We start from the raw sequence: 9520 nt of genomic DNA, 5'->3' as shown, positions 1-9520 counted from the left end.
AATGTGCCCGTCCGTTGCGGTGGTGCGACCAGTGCACGATTGCGCTCAGGTGACTGTCAGACTTGAAGACTGGCGAGTCATTGGTCACTTCTAGCACCTCCTGTTAGGCCAACCTGGTTGTCGTGACTACGGGCAGAGTCAGTATGCGTCGGGAAGTTGGGCGAGTACCTCTTGGGGCGCGGGTTCGACCGGCAGAGGCCGGGGTTCGGTGTGTTTGGTCGGGCCGCACCTGTTGAACGGTCCGTAGTCGGCAGTCAGGGCGGCGAGGTGTGGGTCGAGGTGGTCGCGCCACCAGATGCTCATGCCGGTTCCGGGGTCGTTGATGCGGAGGGTTTCCCAGGCTCGCCATAGGGCGTAGAGGCGGGATAGGGCTTCGGGGTGGGCCCACCAGCGGGGGCACCAGGTGATGCCGGGTGTGGGTCCGGAGGCGATGCGCCGTTCGAGGACATGCACCAGGTAGCCGGCGACGAATTGGTCGACGTCGCGGAAGGCCGGCTCTGGCTCTGCCGCCTGGTCCTGCTCCGGGGCCGGTTCGTCGGGGCCGGCGAGTTGGTCGAGCAGGGTGGTCAGGTCGGCGACTGGGTCGGGGGCCGGGGTGGTCATGTGATGGGCTCCGGCGGGGTGTGGGGGGTGAGGGTCCAGTCGGTGTGGCTGTGGGGGGCCCAGTGGTCGATGCTCGCGCGGATAGCCGCTGCGTGGGGGCCGGTTTGCCAGGGGGCGGTGCGGGCGAGCGCGGGTGGGGCGCCGGAGGCGTAGACGATCATTCGGCCGCGGGGTAGGGCGTGTAGGTCGGAGATGTCGAGGATGCGTTGGCGGCGGGTGGCGTGGGAGACGGATCGTTGGCCCCATCCGGTGCCGCTGCTGCTGGTTGAGCGGGTGGTGACGTCGTGTTCGCCGATGAGTTTGGATAGTTCTTCGAGCCAGTCGGGGTCGGCGACGCCGCCGCCGTAGGTGCGGATGTTTGCCGCGGACCAAAGTTTGCGCATGCCCTCACGGCCCCACACGTCGATGCCTTGGGGGTAGGACTGCAGGATCGTGATGATTGGCAACCCGTGGGAGCCGTAGTAGGAGTACAGGTTGGGTAGCTGCCGGAGGCGGCAGATGTTGGCGGCCTCGTCCAGGATGCTCAGCAGCGGCGGGTCGAGGCGCCGGCCGGCTGAGGCGCGGGCGCGTAGCTCGCCGGCGCGCAGGACCGCGTCGGTGAGGGCCGCGACCAAGGGTGCGGGGGAGCCGGGTCCGCCTTGGGACAGCAGGTACAGCACGTCGGTGCTGGTGGCGAATGCGGCCGGTTCGAACTCGCGGATGCCGCCGCGGGTGGGTGGGGTGACCCAGGCGGTGACGGCGGGTTCGGTGAGGCACATGAGCATTTTTTGGGCGCCGGCGTAGATACCGCCGCGGGTTTTGTCGGGCATGTTGACCACACCGGCGACGGCGTCGGCGGGTAGGTCGTAGCCGTGTTCGCGCAGCAGCGTGGCGGGTTCGTCGTCGCGGGGGCTGACGGCCCACCGGTAGGCGGTGAGGATGTCGCGGCCGGCCACGGCGGAGGCGAGCAGCAGGTTGGCCACGAGTTCCTCGGAGCTGGGGTCGAAGAAGGCGTCGCGGCTGACGCCGGGGTCGCGTTCGGCGGCGGCGAAGTGTTCGGCGAGGCGGCGGGCGTCGGTGACGGTGGCGACCGCGCGCAGCGGGTTCCACCACATGTGCTGGCCGGCGCCGAGGATGTGTTGGAGGTCGAACGCCCACACGGTGCCGCGATGGGCGCGGATGTCGCGGGTGGCATCCACGATGTCGCCTTTGACGCTGGTGACCAGGACGGGGCCGGGGGCGGCGACGATGGCGGGGATGGCCCGGCTGGTGGTTTTACCGGTGCGTGGTCCCCAGATGTCGACGGCCATGTCCTCCCAGGATTGGCGTAGCGGCATGCCGCCGGCGACGGTGTGCCCGATGAGCACGCCGAGTTGGTCGGGGTCGGGTCGGGTGACGCCGGCGAGGCTGGGGCGCAGCCGCCGGCCGCTGTCGGCGACGCCTTTGGGTCCGAGGTGCGCCAGGTCGGCGCGTGAGGCCATTTTACGGGCGGCGCCATCGACGCGGGTACGGCGGCGGCGTGCCCACCGCCAGGCCGCCACCGCCGTGGTGGTCAGCAGCACCAGGGCGGCGACTTCGGCGGCGGCGATGAGGGTGCAGGTGGTGGTCCAGGTGATGTCGCCGCGCAGCACGGCGGCGGTGACGTGGATGGGGCCGCCGCCGGTGTAGCCGGGGGGCTGCACGAGCGCGACGGGTAGCCATGCGGCGGTGGCGAGGGCCAGGGCCAGGGCGGAGATGGCGCCGACGATGAGTCCGGCATCGTCGTGGCCACCGCGAGGTCCGGCCGGGCGGCGGCTCACGTCATGGTCCAGCGGAAGTCGGTGTTACCCAGGTCCTTCTCGGTGTCGGTGGGATCCAGGTGCACAGGGATACCCGGCCGGGACCCGACCTTGATCAGGAAGTTGCCGCGGCCGACGGTCTCGCTGCCTTCGGTGGCGGTCCAGGATGGTGGCGCCGACCAGGACAGCACCTCCCGGCGTTCGGCGTGTGAGAGCGGCCGGACGCGGGAGACGGCGTCGAGTTCCTGCTCGGAACAGGGCCCGATCATCAGCACTGCCGACCGCTCGGCGAAGCCGCGGGCTTTGGCCCGGTCGTGGGCGGTGGGCAACGCCTCAAGGTCGGCTAGGGAGTGGGTGATGAACGCAGTCCCGGTGCCCTTTTGGCGGTTGAGGCGGGTGAGGCCGTCGGCGCGGTCGACCAGGCCGTGCCCGACCCGCAGGGCCCGCCACAGCTCGTCGAGGACCGTGAAGAAGGTGCGGGCGGGGGCGAGGCCGAGGTCGGCCATCAGGTGCGCGGCGTCGACCTGGGCGAACCCGTAGGACCAGGTGGAGAGCAGCGTCGCGGCGGTGCGCAGTTCGTCGGTGTCGTCAATCCCGGAGATGTCCACGCATACGGCGGGGGTGTCGAGGCGGATCGCGGTGGTGGTCTGCCCCTCGAAGGTGTCGCCGAGGGGGCCATGCAGCAGCGCGAGCAGGGTGCGGCGCAGCCCGTTGGTTTCCTCCCGGAACCGGTGCAGGTCTTCGTCGGCCTGCCAGAGGGTGACCGCGCGGACGTCGGCGGGGGCATCGCGGATGACGGCCAGGACGTCGGAGAGCACGGGCTGGGTGTCGGTCTCACGGGCGGCGAGGTAGCGCAGCGCCGCAGACAGGACGGTGGTCTCGTCGGAGGTCACAGGCCCACGGCGCACGAGGGTGGCCAGGGCGACGAGCATGTTGAGCCGCCGGTCGGTGACCGCCGCCCGCACAACGGCGCCGGTGCGCTTGTCGACGCGGTCCAGCACGTTGCGCCATGGGCCGGCGTCGAGGGGGTTGATCCGGTCCAGGCCGGGCCCGACGCGCAGGACCTGCCCGCCGAGGGCGCGGACCAGGGCGGCGTAGTCGGGTTTGAGGTCGCCGAGGATCAGCGGTGTGACGCCTTGGGCGGTGAGGCCGAGGACCATCCGCCGCACCGCGGTGGACTTGCCCATGCCGGGTTCGCCCTCGATCCACACCGACGGGTTGTTGATCAGTCGGGCGCGGGTGTACCAGGAGATCGGGTCGAAGCACACGGCCGAGCCGGTGTAGAGGTGCCGGCCGAGTGGCACGCCGATCGCCGGGCTGGAGGCGCCGGTGCCGAACGGGAACAGGCCGCAGACCTGCACGGTGGTGCCCCGATATTCGGTGGGTGCCTCAATGTAGGACCAGGTGCCACCGCCGGGACCGGTGTGGCCGAGACGGCCGGGCCGGCGGCTACCGGGCCGTCCGGGTGGGCGGGGGGCGCGGGGTGGGCTCATGCCGGGTCCTTAGAAGGGGATCGTGGCGTGGGTGTGCAGGACCACGCCGGCGGGTAGTCCGGCGGCGAACCCGGCGGCTTGGCAGCCGTACATCGGCCGCAGCGTCAGCCGGGCCTCGCCGGCGCGGGCCTGGATGACACCGGTGGCCTCCTCCAACTGCTGTTCAGAGGCAACGGTGGCGGTGACCAGCACCGCGAACCGCGTGACGCCGGCGCCGGTGGCCTCCTCCTGCGCGGCCTGCTCGGTGGCGGCGAGGTCGGTCAGGTCGCGGGCGCTGGGCCGGTGCTTTTTGCCGGCGAGGAACCGGGCGTCGCGTTTGTCGGACTCGACGAGACGAGCGGCCTCGGCAGGGGAGTACGGCCGGTAGAGCATGGTGACCCGTTTGCGTAGCAGCTGCGGGTCCGGGTCGGTGAGCCGGGCGAACAGCCGCGAGTCCACCGCTCCGCGGGGCGCTTCGGTCATGCACCAGGTACGCGAGACCGCGGAGTCGTGCCGGTAGGCGTCCCAGCCCTCCCGGGTCGCCACGGGCCCAGCGTGTGTCCAGTCGGGGGTCAGGTGCGGGTCGCGGGCGAGGTCGACCGCGGCAGCGGGGTCGTAGGCGGCGCGGAGCACGCCGGCGAGGCTGCGCGCGGCCATCGGTCTGATGCCGGCGCCGGTGGCGCCGGTGAGACCAGCGTGCAGGTTCGGCAGCCGCGCGGCGACCTCCCGGCACACGTCCTCGTGTGACATGGTCCGGCCGGGTGGGGCGGTGTAGGTCAGCGACACCCGGGTGTCGACGGTCGCCGCCCCGGCCGGTGAGGAGCGCACGACCTCGTCGAGGACCTGCCGGGCCAGCGTCGGGGCGTCGGGGCGGCTGGTGGCGGCGACTTCCGCGGCGAGGCGGGTACCGGGGTCCGGAGTGGTCTCCACGGTGATCTGCGCCTGCACCAAGTGCGGCTCGCGGCCCAGCGCCGACAGCCACGAGGCGAGGTGCCCGACGCGGGCGTCGATGACCGACTGGTCGACTAGGTCCATGCCCTCTGGCGCGCAGCGCAGGCTGACGGTGTAGTGCCGACTTTGTGGCACCACGACCACGGCCACGACTCCGGAGCGGCCGGTCTCCACCTCATACACCTCGCTGCGGGCCAGCACCCCGGGCAGTTGGTGGGCGGCGGTTACCCGGGAGGCGACCCCGGAGACGTAGACGTGGTGGCGGCGCGCGCGGGCCTGCCACCACGCCACCCGGGCGGCGAGGGTCTGGAAGCCGGTGCGCCCGTGCACGCGCACGGCCAGGGGGGCCAGGACCAGCAGCCCGGCGACTGCGGTGATCAGCGCCGCGAGGGTGGACACCGGCAGCATCACGGCTGACAGCACCATGACCGCGAATGCGGCGATCGTGCCGGCCGGGCCCAGCCCGAACAGGCCGGCGCCGCGCCCCAACCGCCAGTTGCCGTAGGTGCGCTGCTGCCCGCTGGTGCGTTCCTGGACTCCGCTACTCACGTGTGCTCACCATCAATCGCTCCGGAGGCTGTTCCGCCGACCTTGCGCACCGCAGCCGGCCCGGCCTTGGCCGCCGTTACCCCCGCGCCGGCGGCGAGACCGGCCGGTCCCGCCGCGCCGGCCGCCGCGGTCGAGCTGGTGCTGGTGGCCGCGGCGGTGGTCCCGGCCTGAGTGCCCGCCGTAGCCGCGGTCGTGCCCGTGCTGGTAGCCGTACCCGTGCCGCTGATGGCGGCTGTAGGAGCTGGGCCGCCGCTGGACGGTTGGGGGGCCGGACGCGCGGTACCGGGACCGGCGCCATTCGGGCGGCCTCCGGCACTGGACTGCGTACCGCCGTCTCCGGCGGGACGGTTGCCGGTCTCGGAGGCCAGGCGCACCGCGCCGGTGGCGAGCTTTCCCGCGCCGGCCGTGGCGGCGATTGCAGCGCCGCCGCCCCCACCGCTGGACAAGACGCCTACCGGTGGTGCAATCAGCCGCATCAGGGCCGGCAGCGCGACGATGGCCATGATGAACATGACCAGGCCGGTCAGCATGTCAGTGATGCTCTGGCCCTCACCGATGAGCCAAAACACGGTGGCGTAGATCGTGGCGGCGGCGGGCTTGTAGAGCACCAGGGCGAGCAGCCACGTCAGGTACCGGTCGCGTATCGACCGGCCGGAGCCGGAGATCCCCGCCGAGGCGGCCAACGGCAACAGCCCAGCTAGCAGGATCAACCCGGCGTTGCGGGCCAGCAGCAGCAACAGCTGCACCATCGTGGCTAAAAACAGCATGAGAGAGATACCGATGGCCATCAGCGGTGACGTGGCGACCTGGCTGGCGGCAGGAGCTAGAAGGAGGAGGCGCTCCCCGAGGTCGTCGTTGGCGGAGGCGTTGAGGATCCAGGTGGAGTACTGGTCGCCGATCTCGATGAGGTACCGCACCGCTGGCACTCCCGCGCCGGCGAGCACGACCATCGCCGCCAGGCCCTTGCCGACGGATCCGGCATCGCGGCCATCACGGTTCAGGGCCAGCTTGATCGCCGCTACGAGTAGCGCGCAGACCGCGATCGCGGCGACCGCCCAGTTGGTGTAGGCGCGCAAGTATCCGATAACGCCATCGCAGACCAGCTCGTCGCCTGCCGCGTTAAGGCGACAGGACTCCGATGTGCTGGGGGTGTCGATGGACAGCCATCCGGCGACGACTGTTTCGAGCATCTCCGCAGCGGCTTTGGACGCCTGCTCGGCCAGCTCATCGAGGAATCGGCCGGCTGTGCTGTCCACGACCTCGCCGATGATGCAGCCCGGGTCGAGTGGGTTGCAGGGCAACTACCTCGCCCCCCATTCGACGACGCCGGTGAGGTCGTTGGTGACACGGTTGACGGAGGCCCATGCGCCTCCGGGCGGTGCCTGCATTCGCCAGTCACCGTCACGCCAGAGCAGGGTCGTGGATAGGACGTGATAGCGCGGTGTCCCGGCCGATGGCACCCGAAGCACGAGTCCGATCACGGCCGTGTCCGGGGTGTAGGACAGGTATTGAAATCCCGCGATGTGGCTCAGGGAGCCTGGATCCGACGGGCTGGTGTCAGTGTTGCGCAGCGTGGCCAACATCCGGTCCCGGTCGGGGCTGGGCACGAACTGGTGCTCCAGGGTGGGCTCCCAGTGCTCCCGGCCGAGGGAATAGCTGGCTCGGGTGCTGATCTGGGCGGCGGCGATCAGGGCGCCTTCGGGGGTGTGCGCGAAGCCGGACGCGCCTGTGTCGGTGATCTGCGTCGGGCCGGCGGTGTCACTGACTGGTACGGGCAGTGGACCGACCAGCTCCCACCGGACCCCGTCCGGTGCGGTGGTGGGAATCGCGGTGGGCAGCGCCTGGTCTGGGCTCGGTGCGGGATCGGCCGGTGCCGGGCTGGCCGGTGGTGTGTCGTCGGCGTTGTTGTCACGGCTGTCGTCGGCGCCGAGGACGGCGATCAGGGCGCCGGCGGCGATGACGATGAGCACCAGGGTCGCGGAGGCGATGAATGCGGGTCTGGTCCATGGAGGGCGGTCGGCGAAGTCCTGTTGCTGCGACATTCGGGTCTCCTAGATCAGGGCTCCGACGACCGTGGAGGCACTGCCGATGAGGATGCAGGCGGCGAATACCCAGCCCAGTTGGGCGAGGTTGGTGTCGTCGCCGCGGCGGTGGGCCAGGGCCATCTTCGCCGCGGTGTACAGCACTCCGCCGACGCACGCGGCGGTGGCTAGGTAGGCCACCCACTGCAGGAGCGTGAGGATCTTGTCTCCCACGCCGGGCGGCGCGGTGCCGCCGCCAGGGTTGGGCACGTCAACGGCTGTCCAGGCGAGCAGCAGTTGGTCTATCTGGTCGAGAGTCATCGGGTCCCTTCCAGGGATGGCCATATGGCGTGGCGTAGTGCCTCAATGTCGGGTGGCACGCCGACATCGGTGGGGTCGTCGGCGGCGGTGAGCGCCTCGATCCAGCTGATGTGCCAGATGCGTTGCGTCCACCCGCGTAGGAGCTGCAGACGTTCGGTGGCGATGCGTGGGGGGCGCCGTGGTGATGCGGCGACCGCGACGACGCCGGCGAGCCTGGCTCCGGTCGATCCCATCCGCCACTGCTCAACCGCGCCGACGGCCGCCCAGACGCCCTGCGCTGACGCGCGACAGACCAGCACGACATTCGCGGCGGGCATCGTGGCCGGTCGTGGCCATGCTTGTCCGAAGTCGAAGCCACCGATAAAGCGGGCCATGGTGCTGGTTCCCGCACCGCCGTGGCATCCGACCCACCACACGGGCGGCAATTCTCGGAGAGTGGTGGGCACCTCTCGGATCGGCAGTTTCCGGGTGGGTCCGGGTTGTCGTATGGGCGGAGGTGTCGCGTTTCGACTCCACAAACGTGTTCGCGTCGTCACTCGATGTTCTCCCCCGCGCTTCTCTCGTCACCCACGAGCACGTGACCGTAGCACTGCGTTTCCGAATGGATCTATTGTTATGGCTCCGTTAGGGGCGATGGCAAGCGGGGGGAGTCAACGTGCGTGCGCAGTGGGTGATCGCTCGTGCGGTCGGGATAGTCACGGTTGCCGTTGTGGCGGGTTGTGCGACGGGGCCGCCGCAATCGTCCGCACCGGTGTCGGATCATCCGGCCACTGTGGCGTCGGCAACCACCGCGGCATCAGCGGTGGGAGAACAGCCGGGACATGATGACCACGACCATGCGGAGCCGCCTGCGCCGCCACCTGCCGCGCAGGCGACGCCGGTCGCGGCGCACTTCGCGGCGGCGTGGGCGCGACCTGACCTGCCGGCCACGGTGTGGTGGCAGGGGCTCGCGTCGCTATGCGATGCCGGCTTCGCCGCGTTGTTGCGCACGGTTGATCCGGCGCGGGTGCCGGCGACGCGGGTGACGGGCCCGCCGGTGGCGACGCAGGCACCGGCAGACGGCGCGGCGACGTTTGAGGTGCCCACTGATGCGGGCACGGTGACGGTAACGCTCGCCGGGGTTGATGGCCGGTGGGTGGCGACCGGGGTCGACTTTGTCCGGGCGGTGAGCCAGTGACGCGGCGGCCGATGATGGTGATCGTCGCGGTGGTGGCGGTGGTGGGGTTGATGTGCGGCGGCATGGTGGTGCTGCCGATGGTGATGTTCGGCCTAGCCGAGGCCGAGGCGGCGGCCTGTGAGGTGGTGTCCGCGCCGGGTGCGCCGGTGCCGGGCACCGGGTCGTGGGACGGCACCCAGGCGGCGCACGCCGCGGCGATCGTGTCGGCTGGAGCGGCGCGCGAGGTGCCGCCGCGCGGCTACGTCATCGCGTTGGCTACCGCGATGCAGGAGTCTGGCCTGCGTAACCTGGCCAACTCCACGGTGCCGGAGTCGCTGACCCTGCCGCATGAGGGGGTGGGCCATGACCACGACTCGGTCGGGTTGTTCCAACAGCGCCCGGGGTGGGGCAGTGTGCGGGATCGGATGACGCCGGAGTACGCGGCCCGCAAGTTCTACGAGGCGCTGGCCGGTGTGGAGGGCTGGCAGCGGATGCGGTTGACCGACGCGGCGCAGGCCGTGCAGCGCTCGGCGTACCCGGAGGCGTACCAGAAGTGGGAGGCCGCCGCCGAACAGTTGGCCGCGCACGTGCTGGGGCTGGGGAGCATCGAGGACATCGGTGGTGGGGCGCCGAGCGCTCCGTGCGGTGTTGATGATTTCGGTCCGGTGCCGGTGGGCCCGGGTGGGTGGG

At 71.1% G+C, this 9520-nt stretch carries 9 protein-coding genes and 1 pseudogene; 2 read left to right on the top strand and 8 right to left on the bottom strand.

Features of this window, described 5'->3' with window-relative positions; all coding sequences use genetic code 11:
* Positions 1–138: 138 nt before the first annotated feature.
* Genes K228_RS0123115 through K228_RS0123080 form a run of 8 tightly spaced genes read right to left on the bottom strand, consistent with a single transcriptional unit; the run spans position 139 to position 8048 of the window.
* Complete coding sequence (locus K228_RS0123115) at positions 139–603, bottom strand: DUF4913 domain-containing protein (RefSeq protein WP_025620531.1); 465 nt, start codon at positions 601–603, stop codon at positions 139–141.
* On the bottom strand, positions 600–2381 hold the full coding sequence (locus K228_RS0123110; protein ID WP_025620530.1) for a type IV secretory system conjugative DNA transfer family protein: 1782 nt from the start codon (positions 2379–2381) through the stop codon (positions 600–602). The genes K228_RS0123115 and K228_RS0123110 overlap by 4 nt, the downstream gene beginning before the upstream one ends.
* Positions 2378–3853, bottom strand: coding sequence for an ATP/GTP-binding protein (locus tag K228_RS0123105; RefSeq protein WP_025620529.1), 1476 nt, complete (start codon positions 3851–3853; stop codon positions 2378–2380). Before K228_RS0123105 ends, K228_RS0123110 begins: the two co-directional genes overlap by 4 nt.
* Positions 3854–3862: 9 nt before the next feature.
* A complete protein-coding gene (locus K228_RS0123100; protein WP_025620528.1) occupies positions 3863–5332 on the bottom strand; it encodes an SCO6880 family protein in 1470 nt (489 codons plus the stop codon).
* Positions 5329–6588, bottom strand: coding sequence for a hypothetical protein (locus tag K228_RS0123095; protein WP_245603568.1), 1260 nt, complete (start codon positions 6586–6588; stop codon positions 5329–5331). The genes K228_RS0123100 and K228_RS0123095 overlap by 4 nt, the downstream gene beginning before the upstream one ends.
* A gap of 45 nt (positions 6589–6633) precedes the next feature.
* Complete coding sequence (locus K228_RS0123090) at positions 6634–7374, bottom strand: DUF8175 domain-containg protein (RefSeq protein ID WP_025620526.1); 741 nt, start codon at positions 7372–7374, stop codon at positions 6634–6636.
* 9 nt (positions 7375–7383) lie between these two features.
* Entirely contained in the window at positions 7384–7674 is a 291-nt protein-coding gene (locus tag K228_RS0123085; protein ID WP_025620525.1) for a hypothetical protein, read from the bottom strand.
* Positions 7671–8048 carry a hypothetical protein gene (locus K228_RS0123080; protein ID WP_245603567.1) on the bottom strand — a complete coding sequence of 126 codons (378 nt, stop codon included), beginning with the start codon at positions 8046–8048 and terminating at the stop codon, positions 7671–7673. The genes K228_RS0123085 and K228_RS0123080 overlap by 4 nt, the downstream gene beginning before the upstream one ends.
* Before the next feature lie 377 nt (positions 8049–8425).
* On the opposite strand from K228_RS0123080, the gene K228_RS0123075 reads away from it, so the two are divergent.
* Positions 8426–8851 carry a hypothetical protein gene (locus tag K228_RS0123075; RefSeq protein WP_029723921.1) on the top strand — a complete coding sequence of 142 codons (426 nt, stop codon included), beginning with the start codon at positions 8426–8428 and terminating at the stop codon, positions 8849–8851.
* A pseudogene (locus tag K228_RS0123070) lies at positions 8848–9520 on the top strand (M23 family peptidase); the annotation flags it as partial. The gene K228_RS0123075 and the pseudogene K228_RS0123070, both read left to right, overlap by 4 nt.

Origin of the sequence: Salinispora cortesiana (genome assembly GCF_000484695.1) — a bacterium.
In the GTDB taxonomy this organism is placed as follows: domain Bacteria; phylum Actinomycetota; class Actinomycetes; order Mycobacteriales; family Micromonosporaceae; genus Micromonospora; species Micromonospora cortesiana.
This window is presented reverse-complemented; position numbering and strand designations above follow the sequence as displayed.